The 21,172-nt window shown below is 70.7% G+C and carries 33 protein-coding genes; 5 read left to right on the top strand and 28 right to left on the bottom strand.

The annotated features are described in order from the left end of the window. The 3 genes from ABTW95_RS11670 to ABTW95_RS11660 all read left to right on the top strand — a co-directional run. On the top strand, positions 1-862 hold an 862-nt coding region (locus ABTW95_RS11670; RefSeq protein ID WP_500226229.1), incomplete at its 5' end, for a CAP domain-containing protein. 41 nt (positions 863-903) lie between these two features. Continuing rightward, positions 904-1,923 (top strand): hypothetical protein, encoded by a 1,020-nt coding sequence (locus ABTW95_RS11665; RefSeq protein WP_396451046.1) that lies wholly within the window; start codon positions 904-906, stop codon positions 1,921-1,923. Between the two features lie 24 nt (positions 1,924-1,947). Continuing rightward, the gene (locus ABTW95_RS11660; protein WP_396451048.1) at positions 1,948-3,591 is read left to right on the top strand and encodes a hypothetical protein; all 1,644 of its coding nucleotides are present in this window, start codon (positions 1,948-1,950) and stop codon (positions 3,589-3,591) included. A gap of 139 nt (positions 3,592-3,730) precedes the next feature. On the opposite strand, the gene truA is transcribed toward ABTW95_RS11660, so the two are convergent. From truA to infA, 8 genes are all read right to left on the bottom strand, one after another. Then, a complete protein-coding gene (truA, locus tag ABTW95_RS11655; RefSeq protein ID WP_396451050.1) occupies positions 3,731-4,612 on the bottom strand; it encodes a tRNA pseudouridine(38-40) synthase TruA in 882 nt (293 codons plus the stop codon). A gap of 168 nt (positions 4,613-4,780) precedes the next feature. Next, positions 4,781-5,305: a 50S ribosomal protein L17 gene (rplQ, locus tag ABTW95_RS11650; RefSeq protein WP_500226228.1), complete on the bottom strand. Its 525-nt coding sequence runs from the start codon at positions 5,303-5,305 to the stop codon at positions 4,781-4,783. Between the two features lie 95 nt (positions 5,306-5,400). Then, entirely contained in the window at positions 5,401-6,414 is a 1,014-nt protein-coding gene (locus tag ABTW95_RS11645) for a DNA-directed RNA polymerase subunit alpha (RefSeq protein ID WP_396451054.1), read from the bottom strand. A 107-nt stretch (positions 6,415-6,521) separates the two neighbouring features. Beyond that, on the bottom strand, positions 6,522-7,148 hold the full coding sequence (gene rpsD, locus ABTW95_RS11640; protein WP_089324444.1) for a 30S ribosomal protein S4: 627 nt from the start codon (positions 7,146-7,148) through the stop codon (positions 6,522-6,524). Between the two features lie 20 nt (positions 7,149-7,168). Continuing rightward, positions 7,169-7,570 (bottom strand): 30S ribosomal protein S11, encoded by a 402-nt coding sequence (gene rpsK, locus ABTW95_RS11635; protein WP_021596710.1) that lies wholly within the window; start codon positions 7,568-7,570, stop codon positions 7,169-7,171. 48 nt (positions 7,571-7,618) lie between these two features. After that, positions 7,619-7,999, bottom strand: coding sequence for a 30S ribosomal protein S13 (gene rpsM, locus ABTW95_RS11630; protein ID WP_396451056.1), 381 nt, complete (start codon positions 7,997-7,999; stop codon positions 7,619-7,621). Positions 8,000-8,185: 186 nt separating this feature from the next. Further along, a complete protein-coding gene (gene rpmJ / locus ABTW95_RS11625; RefSeq protein ID WP_021596712.1) occupies positions 8,186-8,299 on the bottom strand; it encodes a 50S ribosomal protein L36 in 114 nt (37 codons plus the stop codon). Positions 8,300-8,364: 65 nt separating this feature from the next. Further along, positions 8,365-8,586 carry a translation initiation factor IF-1 gene (gene infA, locus ABTW95_RS11620; RefSeq protein ID WP_067629441.1) on the bottom strand — a complete coding sequence of 74 codons (222 nt, stop codon included), beginning with the start codon at positions 8,584-8,586 and terminating at the stop codon, positions 8,365-8,367. 260 nt (positions 8,587-8,846) lie between these two features. On the opposite strand from infA, the gene ABTW95_RS11615 reads away from it, so the two are divergent. Further along, a complete protein-coding gene (locus ABTW95_RS11615) occupies positions 8,847-9,455 on the top strand; it encodes a hypothetical protein (protein WP_396451058.1) in 609 nt (202 codons plus the stop codon). A gap of 4 nt (positions 9,456-9,459) precedes the next feature. On the opposite strand, the gene ABTW95_RS11610 is transcribed toward ABTW95_RS11615, so the two are convergent. Continuing rightward, positions 9,460-10,083 (bottom strand): GNAT family N-acetyltransferase, encoded by a 624-nt coding sequence (locus ABTW95_RS11610; protein ID WP_396451060.1) that lies wholly within the window; start codon positions 10,081-10,083, stop codon positions 9,460-9,462. Positions 10,084-10,256: 173 nt separating this feature from the next. Between ABTW95_RS11610 and ABTW95_RS11605 the strand changes: the two genes are divergently transcribed. Then, positions 10,257-11,072, top strand: coding sequence for a phosphodiesterase (locus tag ABTW95_RS11605; protein WP_396451062.1), 816 nt, complete (start codon positions 10,257-10,259; stop codon positions 11,070-11,072). Between the two features lie 27 nt (positions 11,073-11,099). Here the strand turns inward: ABTW95_RS11605 and ABTW95_RS11600 are convergent, their stop codons facing one another. The 19 genes from ABTW95_RS11600 to rplV all read right to left on the bottom strand — a co-directional run bounded on the left by ABTW95_RS11600 (position 11,100) and on the right by rplV (position 21,156). Then, positions 11,100-11,543, bottom strand: a complete 444-nt coding sequence (locus tag ABTW95_RS11600) for a DUF1707 SHOCT-like domain-containing protein (protein WP_396451064.1) — start codon at positions 11,541-11,543, stop codon at positions 11,100-11,102. Between the two features lie 28 nt (positions 11,544-11,571). Continuing rightward, entirely contained in the window at positions 11,572-12,411 is an 840-nt protein-coding gene (gene map, locus ABTW95_RS11595; protein ID WP_396451099.1) for a type I methionyl aminopeptidase, read from the bottom strand. 64 nt (positions 12,412-12,475) lie between these two features. Continuing rightward, on the bottom strand, positions 12,476-13,126 hold the full coding sequence (locus tag ABTW95_RS11590) for an adenylate kinase (protein WP_396451066.1): 651 nt from the start codon (positions 13,124-13,126) through the stop codon (positions 12,476-12,478). After that, positions 13,126-14,352 carry a preprotein translocase subunit SecY gene (secY, locus tag ABTW95_RS11585; protein WP_396454552.1) on the bottom strand — a complete coding sequence of 409 codons (1,227 nt, stop codon included), beginning with the start codon at positions 14,350-14,352 and terminating at the stop codon, positions 13,126-13,128. The genes ABTW95_RS11590 and secY overlap by 1 nt, the downstream gene beginning before the upstream one ends. A 301-nt stretch (positions 14,353-14,653) precedes the next feature. Then, positions 14,654-15,115, bottom strand: a complete 462-nt coding sequence (gene rplO, locus ABTW95_RS11580; RefSeq protein WP_500226227.1) for a 50S ribosomal protein L15 — start codon at positions 15,113-15,115, stop codon at positions 14,654-14,656. 1 nt (position 15,116) lies between these two features. Further along, the gene (gene rpmD, locus ABTW95_RS11575) at positions 15,117-15,299 is read right to left on the bottom strand and encodes a 50S ribosomal protein L30 (RefSeq protein ID WP_396451071.1); all 183 of its coding nucleotides are present in this window, start codon (positions 15,297-15,299) and stop codon (positions 15,117-15,119) included. Then, the gene (gene rpsE, locus ABTW95_RS11570; protein WP_396451073.1) at positions 15,296-15,916 is read right to left on the bottom strand and encodes a 30S ribosomal protein S5; all 621 of its coding nucleotides are present in this window, start codon (positions 15,914-15,916) and stop codon (positions 15,296-15,298) included. Before rpsE ends, rpmD begins: the two co-directional genes overlap by 4 nt. Before the next feature lie 49 nt (positions 15,917-15,965). Continuing rightward, positions 15,966-16,352, bottom strand: coding sequence for a 50S ribosomal protein L18 (gene rplR / locus ABTW95_RS11565; protein ID WP_396451075.1), 387 nt, complete (start codon positions 16,350-16,352; stop codon positions 15,966-15,968). A gap of 2 nt (positions 16,353-16,354) precedes the next feature. Further along, a complete protein-coding gene (gene rplF, locus ABTW95_RS11560; protein ID WP_396451077.1) occupies positions 16,355-16,891 on the bottom strand; it encodes a 50S ribosomal protein L6 in 537 nt (178 codons plus the stop codon). A 16-nt stretch (positions 16,892-16,907) separates the two neighbouring features. Further along, positions 16,908-17,306, bottom strand: a complete 399-nt coding sequence (gene rpsH, locus ABTW95_RS11555; RefSeq protein ID WP_396451079.1) for a 30S ribosomal protein S8 — start codon at positions 17,304-17,306, stop codon at positions 16,908-16,910. Positions 17,307-17,451: 145 nt separating this feature from the next. Next, on the bottom strand, positions 17,452-17,637 hold the full coding sequence (locus tag ABTW95_RS11550; RefSeq protein ID WP_018657585.1) for a type Z 30S ribosomal protein S14: 186 nt from the start codon (positions 17,635-17,637) through the stop codon (positions 17,452-17,454). A gap of 2 nt (positions 17,638-17,639) precedes the next feature. Then, positions 17,640-18,215, bottom strand: a complete 576-nt coding sequence (gene rplE / locus ABTW95_RS11545) for a 50S ribosomal protein L5 (RefSeq protein ID WP_396451081.1) — start codon at positions 18,213-18,215, stop codon at positions 17,640-17,642. A 5-nt stretch (positions 18,216-18,220) separates the two neighbouring features. Then, positions 18,221-18,529 (bottom strand): 50S ribosomal protein L24, encoded by a 309-nt coding sequence (rplX, locus tag ABTW95_RS11540; RefSeq protein WP_250359996.1) that lies wholly within the window; start codon positions 18,527-18,529, stop codon positions 18,221-18,223. Next, entirely contained in the window at positions 18,529-18,897 is a 369-nt protein-coding gene (gene rplN / locus ABTW95_RS11535) for a 50S ribosomal protein L14 (RefSeq protein ID WP_067629407.1), read from the bottom strand. The genes rplX and rplN overlap by 1 nt, the downstream gene beginning before the upstream one ends. 98 nt (positions 18,898-18,995) lie before the next feature. Next, the gene (rpsQ, locus tag ABTW95_RS11530; RefSeq protein WP_396451083.1) at positions 18,996-19,268 is read right to left on the bottom strand and encodes a 30S ribosomal protein S17; all 273 of its coding nucleotides are present in this window, start codon (positions 19,266-19,268) and stop codon (positions 18,996-18,998) included. Continuing rightward, positions 19,265-19,507: a 50S ribosomal protein L29 gene (rpmC, locus tag ABTW95_RS11525; RefSeq protein WP_396451085.1), complete on the bottom strand. Its 243-nt coding sequence runs from the start codon at positions 19,505-19,507 to the stop codon at positions 19,265-19,267. The genes rpsQ and rpmC overlap by 4 nt, the downstream gene beginning before the upstream one ends. After that, a complete protein-coding gene (gene rplP / locus ABTW95_RS11520; RefSeq protein ID WP_396451087.1) occupies positions 19,507-19,926 on the bottom strand; it encodes a 50S ribosomal protein L16 in 420 nt (139 codons plus the stop codon). The genes rpmC and rplP overlap by 1 nt, the downstream gene beginning before the upstream one ends. Positions 19,927-19,933: 7 nt before the next feature. After that, a complete protein-coding gene (gene rpsC / locus ABTW95_RS11515) occupies positions 19,934-20,773 on the bottom strand; it encodes a 30S ribosomal protein S3 (RefSeq protein ID WP_396451089.1) in 840 nt (279 codons plus the stop codon). Further along, positions 20,773-21,156 carry a 50S ribosomal protein L22 gene (gene rplV, locus ABTW95_RS11510; protein ID WP_371954351.1) on the bottom strand — a complete coding sequence of 128 codons (384 nt, stop codon included), beginning with the start codon at positions 21,154-21,156 and terminating at the stop codon, positions 20,773-20,775. The genes rpsC and rplV overlap by 1 nt, the downstream gene beginning before the upstream one ends. Positions 21,157-21,172: the final 16 nt, after the last annotated feature.

The following is a 21,172-nucleotide window of genomic DNA, read 5'->3' as shown; positions in this document are numbered from 1 at the left end:
GGGCCGGTCCGGCCCGCCCGGCGGGCGCCGGCCGGCGGGCGGCGCCCCGCGCGGCGGCCGGCCGCAGGACGCGGGACGCAAGCGGTCCCGGGCGAAGAGCGCGACCGGGATGATGGCGGTCGTCACCGCGTCCGGCCTCGCCATCGGCATCGGCGTCGCGATCGACCGGCTCGTCCTGCCCGAGCTGCGGTCGGAGAAGACCGCCGCGTCCGGGCCGGAGGCGCGGCCGTCCGCCGTGATCCCCCCGGGGCCGCAGAGCGACGCCCCGACCGGGGCGGGCGCCGAGTCCGGGACACCCGCCGGCGGGACGGGCAGGACGCCCGGCGCCTCGCCGGCGCCCACCGCGGAGCAGACGCCCCCGCTGAAGCCGATCCACCCGCGCAAGACCGCGAAGGCCGAGCCGTCCAAGTCCAAGAAGGCGTCCGAGCCGGCCGGGTCACCGTCCTCCGGCGGAGGCGGCGGCACGCCGAGCAGCGGCGGGTCGTCCAGCAGCGAGGCCGCCGTCGTGTCGCTCACCAACGCCGAGCGCGCCAAGCAGGGCTGCGAGCCCCTGCGCGTCGACTCGCGGCTCGTCGTCGCGGCCCGCAAGCACTCCGCGGACATGGCGGCCAACAACTACTTCGACCACACGTCCCGCAACGGCGACAGCCCGTGGAAGCGGATGGAGGACGCCGGCTACCCGAGCCCCGGCGCGGAGAACATCGCCAAGGGCTACCCGACCGCCGCGGCGGTCGTGAAGGGCTGGATGAACAGCCCCGGCCACCGGGCCAACATCCTCAACTGCGGCCTCCGCGCCATCGGCGTCGGAATGGCCTCCGGCCCCGGCGGCCCCCTGTGGACCCAGGACTTCGGCTGGAAGTGACCTGGGCACGTTCCTGAATGAGGGACGGTAAGGTCCACCCCATGGGTTATCCGGGCGATCAAGGCAAACCCGGCGACTGGCCTCCCCGGCAGTCGCCGCATGCGCCGTACGGACCCGGAGCCGAAGCGCCGCCGTACGGCCATGACAAGGACGAGGCCCCGTTCGCACCCCGCGGCCGGGGCGACGACCACGCGGCGTGGAACGACCAGCCCGCCGGGTGGGACGACCGGCCGACCGCGGCCTGGGGCGACGAGCCCGTCGCGGGCGACGCCTACGGCTTCCCCGAGGGTGCGCCCGCGGGGCCGTCCCGCCGGCCCGCGCAGCCCGAGCGGCGCCGCAACCTGCCGCTCATCATCGGCGGCTCGGCCGTCGCGGGCATCCTGCTCATCGGCGGCGGCGTCGGGCTGTCGTCGCTGCTGAAGGACGACCCCGAGCCGAAGGCGGCGCCGACGCAGTCCGCGTCCGCGCAGGCGCAGCCCACGCCGAGCCCGACCAAGCCCGTCCTCGCGCCGGTGAAGCTGCAGAGCCGCAGCACCGACCCCAAGCCGCTGACCCTCAAGGAGGTCTTCGGCAACGGGAAGTTCACGGCCGGCGGGCACAAGTACGTCCGGACGGCCGTGAACGCGCGGAAGAGCTGCACGGCCGTCGTCGGCGGCGCCACCCTGGAGAAGGCCCTCAAGAAGGGCGGCTGCACGCAGGCGCTGCGCGCCACCTACGCGCTCTCCACGGGCTCGCTCATCGGCACCGTCGGCGTGTTCAACCTGGAGAACGAGGCCGCGGCCAAGACCGCCGTGAAGGCCGCCGCCGCCAAGGATGCGTTCCTCCAGGCGCTGCCCGGCAAGGGCGTGACCAAGACCAACGGCAAGGGCGAGGCGTTCGGCACTTCTCAGGCGCGCGGCCACTACGTCATCATGACGTGGGTGCAGCGGCCGGACGGCAAGAAAATCGCGAGCAAGTACCATGCGGCCGTCCGAGTCTTCGGGACGCAGATGGTCAAGGGGAGCAACCTGGCCCTGGCCCTGCACTACAGGGAAACCGAAGGCAAGCCGCTCCAAAAGTGATCCCTCCGAATACCCTCTCTGCTTATGTCTGGACCTAGAGACACCCGGGAGACCGCCGAGCCGGCGGGGACGTCAGGCGTCCCCGCCGACCCGGCGCCGCCGAGCTTCGGCGGCGCGGCTCCCCCGGACGACGCCGCGCCCGCCGGCACGGACGCGGCGCCCCCCGCCGAAGAGGTCTCCGGCGAGCCGGACCCAGGCGGGACGGAGCCCGGCGACACCGGCTCCGCCGCCGAGGCCGCCTCCTTCCGGCTGCCCACGTTCGGTCTGGAAGCCCCCTGGTGGGCCGCCGAGTCCACCGACACGGCCCCGCCCGCCGGCGGGCCCGAGCAGGACGACCGGGACGCCGCGGCCGGCGGCACGCCGTCCGGCGAGGCGCCGCCCGAAGACACCGCGGCCGGGGACACCGCGGCCGGGGACACCGCGGCCGGGGAGCCCCCCGGCAGGGAGCCCCCGGGCAGGGAGCCTCCCGCCGCCCCGCCGCCCGGGACGCTCGTCGCCGGCGAGGGGGTGCCGTCCGTCGACTCCCGCCGGGCCGTCCCCGCCGAGCCGCTCGTCAAGCCCCCGATCTCGGGCGACGACACCGACCCCGACGGCTTCGCCGCCGTCCGCCCGGAGGGCGCCGCCCCCGAGGAAGAGACCGCAGAGGACGAGACCACCGTGGACAACCCCGTCGCGAACGAGACCGCGGAGGGCGGTCCCGCGTCGCTCTCCGCCTTCGAGAAGGCGAAGGAGGCGGAGAACGCCGCCGCGCCCGCGCCCGCGGCCGTGCTGGTGCCGGACGCGATCCTGCCGCCGGGCGTGGTGCCGCCCACCGGCAGCGGACCGTTCCCGCAGACCGGGACGGCGGAGGGCGCCCCCGACGGCGGCCAGGCCCCCGTGATCACGCCGGTCTACCACGCCGAGGGCGGCGTCCCCATCGACGCTCCGCCGGCCGGCGAGCCGCCGAAGGGCGCGTCCGGCGGGAACTGGCGCCGGGTGGCGCTGATCGGCGGCGGCGCGGCGGTCGTCCTCGCGGCGGCCATCGCGCTGTTCGCCGTCGGCGGCAGCGGCCCCGGCGGCAAGACCGAGGGCGAGGCCCGCAAGGCGGCCCAGCCGTCCGCGGAGCCCGTGCCGTCCGCCCCGGCGACACCGACCCGGTCGGCCGCCCCGGTGAACATCGCGAACGAGAAGACCGACCCGAAGGACCTCGCGTTCCGCGACGTGTTCCCGGACGCGGCGCTCCGGCTCGGCGGGCGGACCTACACCCGCGACCGCTGGTCCCTGAACCGGGACGTCAGGTACGCGGCGCGCGGGTCCATGCTCCGCGCGCTGGAACGTGAGAAGTGCCGCAAGATCATCCGCGCGACGTACATCGACAGGGAGAGCGGCCTGGCCGTCACCTCCGGGATCGCGGTCATGCCGACGAAGGCCGCCGCGGTCACGGTGAGCAAGGCCGGCGACCCCGCCAAGTACGAGTGGTTCCGCGGCATGGCGGGCAAGCACTCCCCGGACATCGACCGCGCCGGCGGCTACGCGGCGGCGACCGTCCGCGGCCGGTACGTGGCCTACGCCTACGTGCAGTGGGCGAACGGCAGGAAGGCCAAGCCCGGCGACCCGCTGATCAAGGAGGCCGCGCAGCAGTTCATCGACTACGACCTGCGCCCGATCATGGCCCGCGCCCGCGGCTGACCGGGCGCACGACACGCACGACGGCCGCGGAACCCGCCGGTTCCGCGGCCGTCGCCGTCTCCAGGCCGTCTCTGCGCCCAGACCGCGCCCCGGACCGCGCACCGGCCGGGCCGCCCTCCAGGCGCCGCTTCGGCGCCCGTCAGGCGCTTCCCTGCCGGGACGGGGCGGGCTGCTGCTGCTCGGCGGCCGCGGTGGCGTTGAGGGTCCGGACGCGGCGAGTCTCCTGGGCGCGCCGCGCCAGGTCCTCGTCGCCGGGGTAGCGGACCTCCTCCAGTGACAGGCCGTGCGCGGGCGCCACGTTGACGCCGGAGTCGCGGACGCGGGCGGCGAGCACCTCGGCGGGCCACTCCACGTCGCGCCGCCCGTCCCCCACCATCAGCAGGGCGCCGACGAGCGCGCGGACCATCGAGTGGCAGAACGCGTCGGCCTCCACGGTCGCGAGCGCCAGGTGCGGGTCGCGGTCGTCCCGCGCCCACTCGTAGCGCAGCAGCTCGCGGATCGTCGTGGCGCCCTCCCGCTTGCGGCAGTAGGCCGCGAAGTCGTTCTCCCCCACCAGGCGCCGCGCGGCGTCGTTCATGCGGGCCAGGTTCAGCGGCCGCGGATGCCACAGCACGTCGTGGCGGCGCAGCGGCTCCACCCCGACCGGGTTGTCGCACACCCGGTACACGTAGCGCCGCGAGAGGGCGGAGAATCTGGCGTCGAACCCCTCGGGCGCGACGGACACCCGCCACACCCGCACGTCCGGCGGCAGGAGCCCGGCGAGGCGGCGCGGCATCGTCCCGTTGATCGCCGAGTAGGCGGCGACCGGCACCACCAGGTGCGCGACCTGGCCGCGCGCGTGGACGCCGGCGTCGGTGCGGCCGGCGACGGTGAGCATGGGCGGCGGGTCCAGGCGCAGCATCCGCGCCAGCGCGTCCTCGATGACGCCCTGGACGGTCCGCTGGTTCGGCTGTCTCGCCCAGCCGGCGAAGCCCGACCCGTCGTAGCCGATGTCGAGCCGGAGTCGTACCAGAGCGGTCATGTCAGCCGATTGATCCTTCTGCAACGTGCCTGTTCCGATCTCCTGCGCGTGCGCGCCGCTGCTCCCCTGGGCTGACCATAAGTCCAGTCTGACAAAGATGAGGCCCGCCGTCCCGTAGGGGAGCGGCGGGCCTCACCATGTCGGCCGAAACCTTGAACGGCCCGAGGACTACTTGGCGTCGTCCTCGTCGTCCCCGGTTTCCGCCGCCTCGCCCTTGGTGTCCTCGGCCTTGGCCTCGGGCTCGTCGGCGGCGGCCTTGCTGAGGGTGACCTCGCCCTCGGCGGGCAGGTCCTTCTCGCTGACCTTCGGCGCCTTACCGCCGGTGGCGGCCGGCATCGGCTCCGTGACCAGCTCGATGACCGCCATCGGGGCATTGTCGCCCTTGCGCGGGCCGATCTTGGTGATGCGGGTGTAGCCGCCGGGGCGGTTCTCGAAGCTCGGCGCGATCTCGGTGAAGAGCGCGTGCACGACGCTCTTGTCGCGGATCGTCCTGGCCACCAGGCGGCGGTTGTGCAGGTCGCCGCGCTTGGCCTTGGTGATGAGCTTCTCCGCGAGCGGGCGCAGCCGCCGGGCCTTGGCCTCGGTGGTGGTGATGCGGCCGTGCTCGAACAGCGCCGTGGCCAGGTTCGCCAGGATCAGCTTCTGGTGCGCCGCGGAACCGCCGAGGCGGGCGCCCTTGGTGGGCTGAGGCATCGTGTCGTCCTTCCTGCACCGGCCGTATCAGGTACCGGTGTCAGCTGGTTCCGGTACGGCCGGGGAACCGTGCCCCCGGCCGTCCGGAATCGGGTTCAGTACTGCTCGGTCTCGGCGTAGCTCGTGTCGTCGTCGCTGTAGCTGTCGGCCGCCGCGCTCGGGTCGAACCCGGGCGGGGAGTCCTTCAGCGACAGGCCCATGTCGTTGAGCTTCTGCTTGACCTCTTCTATCGACTTGGCGCCGAAGTTGCGGATGTCGAGCAGGTCCTGCTCGGAGCGGGCGACGAGCTCGCCCACCGAGTGGATGCCCTCGCGCTTCAGGCAGTTGTAGGAGCGGACGGTGAGGTTCAGCTCCTCGATCGGCAGGGCCAGGTCCGCGGCGAGCGCGGCGTCCGTCGGGGACGGGCCCATGTCGATGCCCTCGGCCTCGACGTTGAGCTCCCGGGCCAGCCCGAACAGCTCGACGAGGGTCTTGCCGGCGGACGCGACCGCGTCGCGCGGCAGCATCGCCTGCTTGGTCTCCACGTCCAGGATGAGGCGGTCGAAGTCGGTGCGCTGCTCGACTCGGGTGGCCTCGACCTTGTAGACGACCTTCAGCACGGGCGAGTAGATGGAGTCGATCGGGATCCGGCCGATCTCCTGGCCCGGCTGCTTGTTCTGCGCGGCGGAGACGTAGCCGCGGCCGCGCTCGACCGTGAGCTCCATCTCCAGCTTGGCCTTGTTGTTCAGCGTGGCGATGTGCAGGTCGGGGTTGTGGACCTCGACGCCCGCGGGCGGCGCGATGTCGGCCGCGGTCACCTCGCCCGGGCCCTGCTTGCGCAGGTACATGACCACCGGCTCGTCGTGCTCGGACGAGACGACGAGCTCCTTGAGGTTCAGGATGATGTCGGTGACGTCCTCCTTGACCCCGGGCACGGTGGAGAACTCGTGCAGGACGCCCTCGATGCGGATGCTGGTGACGGCCGCACCGGGGATGGAGGAGAGCAGGGTGCGGCGCAGCGAGTTGCCGATCGTGTAGCCGAAGCCCGGCTCCAGCGGCTCGATGGTGAACCGCGACCGGTACTCGTCGACCTGCTCTTCGGTGAGAGTGGGACGCTGAGCGATGAGCATGGTGGTGCCTTCTTTCCGCGGTGCCCGCTATTTGACTACCGCGTGTGTAGGTGTTCCCCGTCCGGCCGGGATCCCACGTGGAGAACCCGGCCGGGCGGTGCGAGCCCTTACTTGGAGTAGAGCTCGACGATCAGCTGCTCCTGGACGGGAGCTTCGATCTGCTGCCGGACGGGCAGCGAGTGCACGAGGATCCGCATCTTCTCGCCGTCCACCCCGAGCCACGCCGGGACGGGGCGCTCGCCGATCTCGGCCTTGGCGACCTGGAACGGCGTCGTCTCCAGCGACTTGGGCTTGACGTCGATGATGTCGGCCTCGTTCACCAGCGCCGACGGGATGTTGACCTTCTTCCCGTTGACGCGGATGTGGCCGTGCCGGATGAGCTGGCGGGCCATGTCCCGGGACTTGGCGAAGCCGCCCCGGTAGACGACGTTGTCGAGCCGGCGCTCCAGGAGGGCGAGCAGGTTGTCGCCCGTCTTGCCCTGCTGGCGGTTGGCCTCGACGTAGTAGTTGTGGAACTGCCGCTCCAGCACGCCGTAGATGCGCCGCGCCTTCTGCTTCTCGCGAAGCTGCAGCAGGTACTCGGTCTCCTTGGGCCGACCGCGGCCGTGCTCACCCGGCGGGTAGGGACGGATCTCGATCGGGCACTTGGGGCCCATGCACTTGCTGCCCTTGAGGAACAGCTTCATCTTCTCGCGGCGGCAGAGCTTGCAGTCCGCACCGGTGTAACGAGCCATTGTTCTAGATCTCCCCTGCCTCAGACCCTGCGACGCTTGGGCGGGCGGCAGCCGTTGTGCGGAACGGGCGTGACGTCCTGGATCGAGCCCACCTCCAGGCCGGTCGCCTGCAGCGACCGGATGGCGGTCTCGCGGCCCGAGCCCGGGCCCTTCACGAAGACGTCGACCTTGCGCATGCCGTGCTCCATCGCGCGCCGGGCGGCGGCCTCGGCGGCCTGCTGCGCGGCGAACGGGGTGGACTTGCGCGAGCCCTTGAACCCGACGTGGCCCGAGGAGGCCCAGGAGATCACGTTGCCGTTGGGGTCGGTGATCGAGACGATCGTGTTGTTGAACGTGCTCTTGATGTGGGCGTGCCCGTGAGCGACGTTCTTCTTCTCCTTGCGGCGCACCTTCTTGGCGCCGACACGGCTCTTAGGAGGCATTCTGCTCTCTCTACTCTGAGGTCATCGATCCGGAGGACCGACTCCGGACTACTTCTTGCCGGCCTTCTTCTTGCCGGCCACGGTCTTCTTCTTGCCCTTGCGGGTACGCGCGTTGGTCTGCGTGCGCTGACCGTGCACCGGAAGCCCGCGGCGGTGCCGGATGCCCTGGTAGCACCCGATCTCGATCTTGCGGCGGATGTCGGCCTGCACCTCGCGGCGCAGGTCTCCCTCGGTCTTGTAGTTCGCCTCGATCCAGTCGCGGAGCTTGACCAGCTCTTCGTCGCCGAGCTGGTGCACCCGCAGGTCGCCGCTGACGCCGGTGCCCTTGAGGGTCTCCAGCGCCCGCGTCCGGCCGATGCCGAAGATGTAGGTGAGAGCGACCTCCACGCGCTTGTCGCGCGGGAGGTCGACGCCGAGGAGGCGTGCCATATGGGCAGTTCCCTTCATAGTGCGGAGGTATGGACGCACCGCGTCCGCACACACCCTGCCCGGGTGGCGGCCCCGGCCTCCGGCGATCCGGGGGTGGCCCTCCACACGCCGCTGCCGTACGACCCGGTCACGGGACTCGTACGGCGGCGTGTGAAGGCTGCGATGCGCTTGTCCGGTTGTTGAGCGTCAGCCCTGACGCTGCTTGTGGCGCGGGTCGGAGCAGATGACCATGACCCGGCCGTGCCGGCGGATGACGCGGCACTTGTTGCAGATCTTCTTGACGCTCGGCTTGACCTTCACTGGGTCTCCTGGAGATGAGGGTCACCCCCGCGCCGCCACGCACGGGGAAGGCAACCCCAGTGGGATTACTTGTAGCGGTAGACGATCCGACCGCGCGTGAGGTCGTAGGGGCTCAGCTCCACAACGACGCGGTCGTCCGGCAGGATCCGGATGTAGTGCATCCGCATCTTGCCGCTGATGTGGGCGAGCACCTTGTGCCCGTTCTCGAGCTCCACCCGGAACATGGCGTTCGGGAGCGACTCGATGACGGTGCCCTCGATCTCGATGGCCCCTTCTTTCTTGGGCATGTCCTCCGCGCTTCACTGATCGGCTCATTGGACGCGGCCCGGCTCTCCGGTGGAGAATCGACCGCAACCCACCGCGACGCGAGAGCGTCGGAAACGGGGAAACAGGCGGCCGACGACGGACCGACAAAGGAGTCTACGTCAACCGGACGCACAACGCGAAATCGGCGGACGCCACGGGTCCGGAGACTGCTCCCGACTCAAGCATACATCGCCTGCGCGTTGTACCTTTCCAGGAGTAGAGACGTCAGAGGAGGGTCAGCATGCCGAGCTATGACTTCGCGCTGATCCTCAGCCGTCCCTTCTACGAGGACGAGCTCGACCCGCTGTTCGACCGCACCCACGGGGCGGTCACGGTGTCGATCATCAGCGAGCCGGAGCCCGCCGACGGCCCGGCGGCCGCCGCGCACCGGCCGTACGACGAGCCCCGCGCGGCCGACCGGCTGGGCAACGCGTCCTGCTCGTGGCCGGGCGCCACCCTCGCCGCCGCGATCATGGAGGTGGTCGGGCACGTCGAGGAGAGCGCCCCCGGCCTGCACGTCCTCCAGGTCGAGGCCGACCCGCTGCTGACCATCCGCGACATCGCCGAGCGGGTGGGCCGCTCGCTCGACTCCGTCCGGCACGCGATCACCGGCGCCCGCGGCGCCACCGGCTTCCCCTCCTCGGAGATGTCGACGGCGGGCCACCGGCTGTGGCGCTGGTCGAAGGTCGCCGCCTGGTACGACCTGCACGACCCGCAGCTGGTCGAGGCCAAGCCGACCGTCCAGGCGATCAACGGCTGGCTCGCCCTCCGCGACGTCGTCCCCGACGTCGCCCCCGCCCCCGAGGACGTCACCTCGGCCCTCTCGCTGGTGATCCCGCACGTCGCCTGAAAGATCACCACGAGGGGGCGCACCAGCGGGGGTCCGGCTCGGTGCTGGCGAACCAGACCGCCGGGATGGTGCGGCCGTCGGGCAGCCGGTACGTCTCCGGGCCGGGAGCCGGGTCGAAGCCGGCCCGCCACAGGGAGCGGACGCTCGCGGCGTTCGCGGGCTCCGCGCCCGCCCGGACCACGGTGAAGCCCAGGTGCCGGTGGGCGAGCGCCGCGCCGGCGGCGAACAGCTCGGCGCCGAGGCCGCGGCCGCGGTAGGCGGGGGCCAGGTGGCCGCCCAGCTCGCACACCTCGCGCGACAGCGGGGTCAGGGTGACCGTCCCGGCGGCCAGGCCCCGCTCGGGATCGATCGCGAGCAGCGACGTCGCGACGCACCGGCGCGGCAGCCCGAGCCGCGTGCGCCCGCGGCCGGGCGGCGCGGACAGCAGCCGGGCGCGCTCGTCCTCGGGGACCAGGACCGCCGGCTCCCAGCCGAGCCACCGCTGGGCCGCGGGATCGCTGCCGGTGGCGGCCGCGACGCGCAGGTCCGCGGCGGTCGGCGAGCGGAGGCGCAGCCGGGGGGTCAGCACGACGTGGCGGCCCCGCGCGCAGCCGCGGACGGCCTCCCTCGACCCCTGGCGCGTCGGCATGCTCGGTTCTCCCTTTCCGCGGGGCACGGTAGCGGAATGGAGGGCTGTCCGAAATGCCGTTCACATTCGCACGAGTCGACAGGGCGGCCGGCGGGGGCGAAGATCGTCCCGGGGGAGACGGCCGGCGCGCCCGGCACGGCGTCCGTGATGTGCTTGGGGCAAGGGGAGGATCCATGGCGATCATCGCGCAGCTGAGCGACATCCACCTGGCGGCCGGGCGGGACGGCGAGGTGGACGACGGCTCCGGGCCGGTGCGCGCCCTGCGGTCCGCCGTGTCGAGCCTGCTGTCGCTGCCCGCCCGCCCCGACGCGGTCGTCCTCACCGGCGACCTCGCCGACGCCGGCCGGCCCGCCGAGTACGCGCGGCTGCACGCCCTGCTGTCGCCGCTGCCGATGGCCGTCTACCCGATGTGCGGCAACCACGACGACCGCGACGAGCTGCGGAAGGTGTTCGGCGACCACCCGGCGGTCGCGGCTACCGGGACGGCCCCGCAGGCGCCCCTGCAGTACGCCGTCGACATCGCGGGCGTCCGGCTGGTCTGCTGCGACACCACCGTGGACGGCCACCCGCACGGGCACATGAGCGAGGAGCGGCTGGCCTGGCTGGAGGAGGCCCTCCGCGCGGCCCCGGACACCCCGACGGTGATCGCCACGCACCATCCGCCGTACCCGATCGGGATGCGGTTCATCGACGACCTGCGGTTCGTCGACCCGGCCGGGTTCGCGTCCGTGATCAACCGGCACCCGCAGGTGGTGCGGATCATCTCCGGGCACGTGCACCGGGCGTCGGTCGGGTCGCTCGCGGGGCGGGTCAGCACCACCTGCCCGAGCACCTACCGGCAGCTCTTCCTCGACCTCACCAAGCAGGGGCGCGCCGCCGTCACCGGGGAGCCCGCCGGGTTCGCCCTGCACCTCATCGGCGAGGACGGCACCGCCACGACGCACTTCGCCCCGACAGGCAACTACCGCCCGCTCATGGACGTGGAATAGGGCGAACGCATACCGGGGCGCCGCGCGTCAGTCGCCGCGCCGGTCGCCGAAGACGGTGCGCATCAGCAGGATCGCGCCCCACGGCCCCGCCACCCAGATCCACCACGGGTACACCGCGCCGGACGTCAGAAGGATGATCAGCCAGACGGTGAAGTTGATCGCGCTGACCGTCGCCCACGCGCCCCACATCGCCCGCGTGCCGCGCACGTCCAGGTCGCGGGACGGGACCTTCGCCTGGGTCGCGGTGCTCTTCGGCTGCGTGGCCGGGACGGGCAGCTGGTAGAGGTCCTCCTCGGGCAGGTCCGCCGTGATCCGCTGGAGGTCCCCGATGGTCTTCGACCGGTACACCGAGTCGAGCCGCTCCTGGAGCTCGTCCATCGTGATCCGGCCGAGCGCGCAGTGCTCGCGCAGGCCCGCGGCCACGCGGTCGCGGTCGGCGTCCGACGCCCGGACGTCAGGGTTCGGCGCCATCGTTCCTCCGCTTCTCAGGACGAGCCGCTCAGGATGAGCTGTCCTTCCCATTCTGCGTGGCCGAGGCCAGCTTCTGGAACCACTCGCGGCCCTCGTCCAGCGCGGTGAGGACGCGCGGGCCGTCCGCCGTGACCGCGAACGTGTGCTCGAAGTGCGCCGAGCACCGCCCGTCGGTCGTCACGACCGTCCAGCCGTCGTCCAGCTCCCGGGTCTCCTTCGTGCCGAGGTTCACCATCGGCTCGACCGCGAAGCACATGCCGGGCTCCAGGACGGGGCCGTGCCCGGCCGGGCCGTGGTTGGGGATCAGCGGGTCCATGTGCATCTCGGTCCCGATGCCGTGCCCGCCGTAGCCCTCAACGATGCCGTAGCGGCCCTGAGAGCGGATGTAAGCCTCTATCGCGTGCGACATGTCCGAGAGGCGGGCCCCGGCCTTTCCGGCCGCGAGACCGCGCCACAGGGACGTCTCGGTGACGTCCAGGAGCGTCCGCAGCTCCTCCGTGATCTCACCGACCGGGACGGTGATGGCGGCGTCGCCGTGCCAGCCCTCCACGATCGCGCCGCAGTCGATGGAGATGACGTCGCCGTCCTTGAGCACCTTCCCGGCCCGCGGGATGCCGTGCACGATCTCCTCGTTGATCGACGCGCAGATCGTCCCGGTGAAGCCGTGGTAGCCCTTGAAGGACGGGATGCCGCCGTTGTCGCGGATATGCCTCTCGGCGAGCGTGTCGAGGTCCAGGGTGGTGATCCCCGGCTTGACCGCCTCGCGCAGCAGCTCCAGCGTGCGGCCGACGAGCAGCCCCGCCGCCCGCATCAGCTCGATCTGCTCCGGGGTCTTCATCTGGATGGTGGGCCTGCGCCGCTTGAACATCATTCCCCCTGCACCGGGTCGGCCGCCGCGCGGATGCGGAGCCGCCGGCCCCGCATCCGCCCTGTCACTGCTCCAGCGGGCGCAGCGCGGCGAGCGCGCGCTTGGTGACCTCTTCGACCGGGCCCGTGGCGTCGATGCCGACCAGGATGTGCTCGTCGGCGTAGAACTGCACCAGCGGCGCGGTGTCCTGCTTGTAGACCTCCAGGCGGTGCATGACGACCTCTTCCTTGTCGTCGTCGCGCTGGAAGAGGTGACCGCCGCAGTCGTCGCAGATGTCGTCCTGCTTGTCGTCGAAGTCGACGTGCCAGATCCGGCCGCACTTGTCGCAGGTGCGCCGGCCGGACAGCCGCCGGACGACTTCGTCCTCGTCGACGACCAGTTCCAGGACGATGTCGAGCCGGGTGTCCCACTCGGCGAGGATCTTCTTCAGCGTCTCCGCCTGCGGGACGTTGCGCGGGAACCCGTCCAGCAGGAACCCGTCGCGGGCGTCGTCCTCGCCCAGCCGGTCGCGCACCATCGCGATCGTGACCTCGTCCGGGACGAGGTCGCCGCGGTCCATGTACTGCTTGGCCTGCCGGCCGAGTTCGGTCCCGCCGCTCACGTTGGCGCGGAAGATGTCACCTGTCGATATCTTCGGGACCGACAGATGAGATGCGATGAACTGGGCCTGTGTCCCCTTGCCCGCTCCCGGGGGGCCCACCAGCACGATACGCACTACCGGAGGAAGCCCTCGTAGTTGCGCTGCTGCAGCTGACTCTCGATCTGCTTCACGGTATCCAGTCCGACGCCGACGACGATGAGAATGCTCGCGCCACCGAAGGGGAAGTCCTGGGTCGCGTTCAGGAGTGCGAACGCCACCATCGGGATCAGGGACACGAGCCCCAGGTACAGCGCACCGGGTGTGGTGATCCGGGTCAGCACGAAGTCGAGGTACTCGGCGGTCGGCCGGCCAGGACGGATACCTGGGATGAATCCACCATACTTCTTCATGTTGTCGGCGACTTCAGTGGGGTTGAAGGTGATGGCCACATAGAAGTACGTGAAGAAGATGATCAGGACGAAGTAGAACCCCATGTGCCAGGCGTTGTCCTGCTGCAGGTACGGCTGGATCTTCTGCAGCCACTTGGTGTTGGGCCACAGCTGCGTCGCCAGGATCGGCAGGTACAGCAGCGAGGACGCGAAGATGATCGGGATGATGCCGGCCTGGTTCACCTTCAGCGGGATGTAGGTCGACGTTCCGCCGTACATGCGCCGGCCCACCATCCGCTTGGCGTACTGGACGGGGATGCGCCGCTGGGCCTGCTCGACGAACACGACGCCCGCCATGATGGCGAGGCCGACCAGGACCACGATCGTGAAGACGAAGCCGTTCTTGGCCTTGTAGATGCCCCAGAACTGGCCGGGGAAGACCGCGACCACCTGGGTGAAGATCAGGATGGACATGCCGTTGCCGACGCCGCGGTCGGTGACCAGCTCGCCCAGCCACATGATGACGGTCGTGCCCGCCACCATGCAGATCACCATCGTGATGATCGGGAAGATGCCGGTGTCGTGGAGGATGTCGCCGCTGCCGGACACCCCCTGGAACAGCTGCCCGGTGCTCGCCATCGCCACGATGCCGGTGGCCTGCAGGATCGCCAGCCCGACCGTCAGGTAGCGGGTGTACTGGGTGATCTTCGTCGTGCCGGCCTGGCCCTCCTTCTTCAGGGCCTCCAGCCGGGGGATCACCACCGTCAGCAGCTGCAAGATGATGCTGGCCGTGATGTAGGGCATGATGCCCAGCGCGAAGACGGACAGTTTGAGAAGCGCGCCACCGCTGAACAGGTCGACGAGGCCGTAGAGCTGGTTGCTCTCCTTCGCCGCGTCCGCGGTGTCCTTCAGCACCTTCACGTTCACGTTCGGCGTGGGCAGGATCGAGCCCACCCGGAACACCAAGATCATGGCCAACGTGAAGAGCAACTTCTTACGCAGGTCAGGCGTACGGAAAGCCCGAGCGAACGCGGTCAGCACCATTCCTCCTGCGCGACTGGCGGGTTCATCATGGCCACCGAGGGGCCGGTTACAGGTCCATGAGGTCGGGCGGAGGATACCCGAGGAGACGCGTAAGTGCGCAATCTCACGCGAGTCGCCTTCGCCCGTGTGACTCTAACAGCAGATGACGCCGGGGCCGCCCCGCCTTTCCCGGAGACCTCACGGTCCCGGGCGTCGGGCGAGCACGGCCCCGGCATCGAAAAGTGCTTTCCTACAGCTCGTCGGTGGTTCCGCCGGCCGCGGCGATCTTCTCCTTCGCGGCGCCGGAGAAGGCGTGCGCCTTCACCTGGACCGCGACGGAGATCTCGCCGGTGCCGAGGACCTTGACCGGGCGGCCGCGGCGCACCGCGCCCTTGGCCGCCAGGTCGTCCGCCGTGACCTCGCCGCCCTCGGGGTAGAGCGCGGCGAGCTTGTCCAGGTTCACGACCTGGAACTCGACCCGGTTCGGGTTCTTGAAGCCCTTCAGCTTCGGCACCCGGCGGATGAGCGGCATCTGGCCGCCCTCGAAACCGACGGGGACGGTGCTGCGGGCCTTGGTGCCCTTGGTGCCGCGGCCCGCGGTCTTGCCCTTGGACGCCTCGCCGCGGCCCTTGCGGATCTTGGCCTTGTTGGCGCCGGGGGCCGGACGCAGGTCGTGCACCTTGAGGGGCGTGCCCTCCGTGGCGTCCGCCATGTCAGTCGACCTCCTCGACGGTGACCAGGTGCGCCACCGTCCGGATCATGCCGCGCACCTCGGGGCGGTCCTCGCGGACCACGCTCTGCCCGATCTTCTTCAGGCCGAGGGTGCGCAGCGTGTCACGCTGGTTCTGCTTCTCGCTGATCACGGACTTCTTCTGCGTGATCCTCAGGTTGCTCACGACTGCGCGACCTCCGCCCTCGGCTCGCTGCCCGCGGCGCGCGCGCGCAGCATGGCCGCCGGGGCGACGTCCTCGATCGGCAGGCCGCGCTTGGCCGCGATCTCCTCCGGACGCTTCAGCGACTTCAGCCCCGCGATCGTGGCGTGCACGATGTTGATCGCGTTGTCGCTGCCCAGCGACTTGCTCAGCACGTCGTGGATGCCGGCGGCCTCCAGCACGGCGCGCACCGGGCCGCCGGCGATGACGCCGGTACCGGGGCTCGCCGGGCGCAGCAGGACCTCGCCCGCCGCGTCCCGCGCCTGCACCAGGTGCGGGATGGTGCCCTGGATCCGCGGGACCTTGAAGAAGTGCTTCTTGGCCTCCTCGACGCCCTTGGCGATCGCCGCGGGCACCTCCTTGGCCTTGCCGTAGCCGACGCCGACGGTGCCGTTGCCGTCACCGACGATCACCAGGGCGGTGAAGCTGAAGCGACGCCCGCCCTTGACGACCTTGGCGACACGGTTGATCGCCACGACCTTCTCGATGTACGACTGGCCCTTGTCGGCGCCACCGCGGCGGTCGTCGCGGCGGTCGCGACGGTCGCCGCCCTGACCGCCGCCACGCCTCTGCGCTGCCATCAGTGGTTCCTTCCAGTAAAGGTGGTGGGTGGGAGCTGGAGGACGGTCATCAGAGCTCCAGGCCCCCTTCGCGCGCACCGTCCGCGACAGCGGCGATACGGCCGTGGTACTTGTTGCCGCCGCGGTCGAACACGACCGCGTGGACGCCGGCCTCCTTGGCCCGCGCGGCGACGATCTCGCCGACCTTGCGCGCCTTGGCCGTCTTGTCGCCGGAGTCGGCGCGCAGGTCCGCCTCCATCGTCGACGCGCTGGCCAGCGTGTGGCCCTTGTCGTCGTCGATGACCTGGACGAACACGTGCCTGCTGGAGCGGGTCACGACCAGGCGAGGCCGCGCGGCGGTGCCCACGACCTTCTTCCGGACCCGCAGGTGCCGGCGCTTGCGGGCCTTGACCCGCGCCGACGTGGCCTTCGCGGCCAGGGTCTTCGTGCCTGCCATGGCTACTTACCAGCCTTTCCGACCTTGCGGCGGATCTGCTCACCTTCGTAGCGCACGCCCTTGCCCTTGTACGGGTCGGGCTTGCGCAGCTTGCGGATGCGGGCGGCGATCTCGCCGACGAGCTGCTTGTCGATGCCCTCGACGGTCAGCTGCGTCGGCTTGTCGACCGTGAACTTGATGCCCTCGGGGGCCTCGAACGGGATCGGGTGGCTGTAGCCGAGGGAGAACTCCACGTTCTGCCCCTTGGCCACCACCCGGTAGCCGACGCCCTGGATGACCAGGGTCTTCTTGTAGCCCTCGGTCACCCCGACCACCATGTTGTTGATCAGCGTCCGGGTGAGCCCGTGCAGCCCGCGCACCTTGTTGACGTCGTTCGGCCGGGTGACGACGATCGTGCCGTCCTCCTGGCTGACCTCGATCGGCTCGGCGACGGTGTGCGACAGCGTGCCCTTCGGTCCCTTGACGGTGACCTCCCGGCCGTCGAGGGTCACCTCGACGCCGCTGGGCACGGTGATGGGAAGACGTCCAATACGAGACATTGTTCGGTACCTCCCCTCACCACACGTAGGCGAGGACTTCCCCGCCCACGCCGCGCTTGCCCGCCTGGCGGTCGGTCATCAGGCCGGAGGACGTCGAGATGATCGCGACGCCCAGCCCCCCCAGGACCTTCGGCAGGTTGTCCTTCTTCGCGTACACGCGCAGACCCGGCTTCGAGACGCGCTTGATGCCGGCGATGGAACGCTCGCGGGTCGGGCCGAACTTCAGCTCGATCACGAGCTCCTTGCCCACCTTGGCGTCCTGCACGCTCCAGCCCGAGATGTAGCCCTCCTGCTGGAGGATCTCGGCGATGTGCGCCTTGATCTTCGAGTACGGCATCGCCACCGAGTCGTGGTACGCCGAATTCGCGTTCCGCAGACGCGTCAGCATGTCTGCGATCGGGTCGGTCATCGTCATGGCCTACTGGCCCTCCCTCGCCACGGTTTCCTCGGGTCGATGCGTCCCGTGGACCTTTGGCGCGGTCGTGGGCGTCCTCGCGGACGCCCGGTCGGCTATTACAGGCCGGTTTCCGCCCCCCGGGGGTCGTCCCCGGGGGAGGCGGTCACCAGCTGGACTTGGTGATGCCGGGCAGCTCGCCGCGGTGGGCCATCTCCCGGAAGCACACGCGGCACAGGCCGAACTTCCGGTAGACGGAACGCGGGCGCCCGCAGCGCGAGCACCGAGTGTAGGCGCGCACCCCGAACTTCGGCTTCCGCGCCGCCTTGGCGATCAGCGACTTCTTCGCCATGCTCAGCTCTCCTTGAAGGGGAAGCCCAGGAGCTTGAGCAGCGCCCGGCCCTCGTCGTCGGTCTTCGCGGTCGTCACGACCGTGATGTCCATGCCCCGCTGCCGGTCGACCTTGTCCGGGTCGACCTCGTGGAACATGACCTGCTCGGTCAGCCCGAAGGTGTAGTTGCCGTTGCCGTCGAACTGCTTCGGCGACAGGCCGCGGAAGTCGCGGATGCGGGGCAGGGCCGTGGACAGCAGCCGGTCCAGGAACTCCCACATCCGGTCGCCGCGCAGCGTGGCGTGCGCGCCGATCGGCATGCCCTCGCGCAGCTTGAACTGCGCGATGGACTTGCGGGCCCGGTTCACGGCGGGCTTCTGGCCGGTGATCAGCGACAGGTCGCGGATCGCGCCCTCGATCAGCTTGGCGTCCTTGGCCGCGTCGCCGACGCCCATGTTGACCACGATCTTGGTCAGCGTGGGGATCTGCATGACGTTGGCGTAGCCGAACTGCTCGCGCATCTGCCCCGCGATCTCCTCGCGGTAGCGGACCTTGAGCCTCGGCGTCGGGACGGGACGCTCGGTGACGGTCTCGGTCATCGGTCTCAGATCTCCTTACCGCTACGGCGCGAGATCCGAACCTTCGTGCCGTCCTCGTTGATGCGGTAACCGACCCGTACCGGCTTGCCGTCCTCGACGATCGCCACGTTGCTGACGTGCAGCGGCGCCTCGACCGTGACGCGGCCGCTCTCCTTGCCGGCACGCTGCTGGTCGGCCTTGATGTTCTTGGTGATGAGGTTGACGCCCTCGACGACCACCCGCTCCTCGCGGGGGATGACGCGCAGGACCTTGCCCGTCGCGCCCTTGTCCTTGCCGGCGAGGACGATGACCTCGTCGCCCTTGCGGATCTTCATCAGAGCACCTCCGGCGCGAGCGAGATGATGCGCATGAACTTCTTCTCGCGCAGTTCGCGGCCCACCGGGCCGAAGATACGGGTGCCGCGGGGGTCGCCGCCGTCCCGGATCAGGACGGCGGCGTTCTCGTCGAAGCGGATGTAGGAGCCGTCCGGGCGCCGGCGCTCCTTGCGGGTGCGCACGACGACCGCCTTGACGACGTCACCCTTCTTCACGCCCGCGCCGGGAAGGGCGTCCTTCACCGTCGCGACGATGATGTCGCCGACTCCCGCGTAGCGCCGACCCGAGCCGCCGAGAACCCGGATGCAAAGGATCTCCTTCGCACCCGTGTTGTCGGCGACCTTGAGTCGCGACTCCTGCTGGATCACGTCAACTCCTGTTCGTCACACCGGTTCTGTACCGGACCTCGTCCGGCCAGCCTGGTGGAACCAGTCATGTACAAGTGCGGGACTCGCGCCCCGCGGGCCTACTTGGCCTTCTCGAGGATCTCCACCACGCGCCACCGCTTGGTGGCCGACAGCGGGCGGGTCTCCATGAGCCGGACGCGGTCGCCCACGCCGCACTCGTTGCCCTCGTCGTGCGCCTTGTAGTTCTTCGTGCGGCGGATCACCTTGTGGTACCGGCGGTGGGTCACGCGGTCCTCGACGGACACGACCACGGTCTTGTCCATCTTGTCGCTGACCACGAGCCCCTCAAGGACCTTGCGGGTGCTCCGCTTCTCCGTCTGCTGCTCGGTCATTCGTTGTCCTCCGCGGCGTCCTCGGCGACCGTGACGATGCCGAGCTCGCGCTCCCGCATCACGGTGTAGATGCGGGCGATCTCGCGCTTGACGGTGCGCAGCCGCCCGTGGCTCTCCAGCTGGCCGGTCGCGGCCTGGAAGCGGAGGTTGAACAGCTCCTCCTTGGCCTCCTTGAGCTTGGCGACCAGGACGTCCTCGGGCTCGGTCCGCAGGTCCTCGGCGGTAAGACCCTTGGCCATCAGGACTCACCCACCTCTCGCTTGACGATCTTGCACTTCATCGGAAGCTTGTGGATCGCGCGGGTGAGCGCCTCGCGGGCCACCTGCTCGTTCGGGTAGGAGATCTCGAACAGCACGCGGCCCGGCTTCACGTTGGCCACCCACCACTCCACGGAGCCCTTGCCGGAGCCCATGCGGGTCTCGGCGGGCTTCTTGGTCAGCGGACGGTCCGGGAAGATGTTGATCCAGACCTTGCCGCCGCGCTTGATGTGCCGGGTCATCGCGATACGCGCGGCCTCGATCTGCCGGTTCGTCACGTACGCGGCCTCGACGGCCTGGATGCCGTACTCGCCGAACGTCACCCTGGTGCCGCCCTTGGCCATGCCGCGGCGCTTCGGGTGGTGCTGCTTGCGGTGCTTGACCTTGCGAGGGATCAGCATCGGTTACTCAGCTCCCCTCACCCTGCGGAGCAGCCTCGGCCGCCGGGGCCGGCTGCTCGGAACCCTGCTGCTGCTTCTGCTCGGCGCCGCCGCCGCGGCCGCCGCGCTCGCCGCCGCGTCCGCCGCGGCCGCCGCGACCGCCGCCGCGGCGGTCACCGCGGCGCTCCCGGCCGCCGCCCGCGGCGCGCTGCTGCGCGGCCTGCTGCTCCCGCTCGGCGCGGGTCTGCGCGGCCTCGCCCTTGTAGATCCACACCTTGACGCCGATGCGGCCGAACGTCGTCCGGGCCTCGTAGAAGCCGTAGTCGATGTCGGCGCGCAGCGTGTGCAGCGGGACCTGGCCCTCGCGGTAGAACTCCGACCGCGACATCTCGGCGCCGCCGAGGCGGCCGCCGCACTGCACCTTGATGCCCTTGGCGCCGGACTTCATCGCGGACTGGATCGCCTTGCGCATGGCGCGGCGGAACGCGACCCGGCTGGACAGCTGCTCGGCCACGCCCTGCGCGACGAGCTGCGCGTCGATCTCGGGGTTCTTCACCTCGAGGATGTTCAGCCGGACCTGCTTGCCGGTCAGCTTCTCCAGGTCGCCGCGCAGGCGCTCGGCCTCCGCGCCGCGCCGGCCGATGACGATGCCCGGCCGGGCGGTGTGGATGTTGACCTCGACGCGGTCACGGGTGCGCTCGATCTCCACCTTGGAGATGCCCGCCCGGTCCATGCCCTTCTGCAGCATGCGCCGGATCTGGACGTCTTCCTTGACGTAGTCCTTGTAGAGCTTGTCGGCGAACCACACGGACTTGTGGTCGGTGGTGATGCCGAGCCGGAACCCGTGCGGGTTGATCTTCTGACCCACTACCGGGCCCTCCTCGTCTTCTTACCGCCACCGGACGCGGTCGACGCCTCGTCCCGCGACTCCACGACCACCGTGATGTGGCTCGTGCGCTTGTTGATGCGGTAAGCCCGGCCCTGGGCGCGGGGGCGGAAACGCTTGAGCGTCGGCCCCTCGTCCACCCACGCACGGCTCACGACGAGCGTGTCCGAGTCGAGCTTGAAGTTGTGCTCGGCGTTGGCGATGGCACTCGCCAGCACCTTGCCCACCGGCTCACTAGCAGCCTGGGGGGCGAACCGCAGCACCGCCTGAGCCTCCGCGGCAGGCAGGCCGCGGATGAGGTCCACCACGCGGCGGGCCTTCCTGGGCGTGACGCGGATGTACCGCGCCTGGGCCCTGGCTTCCATCGCTGTTCCCTCTCTC

The sequence above is a fragment of the Spirillospora sp. NPDC127506 genome, from assembly GCF_040302145.1.
In the GTDB taxonomy this organism is placed as follows: domain Bacteria; phylum Actinomycetota; class Actinomycetes; order Streptosporangiales; family Streptosporangiaceae; genus Spirillospora.
The sequence above is the reverse complement of the archived record's forward strand: the minus strand, read 5'-3'. Positions and strand labels throughout refer to the sequence as shown.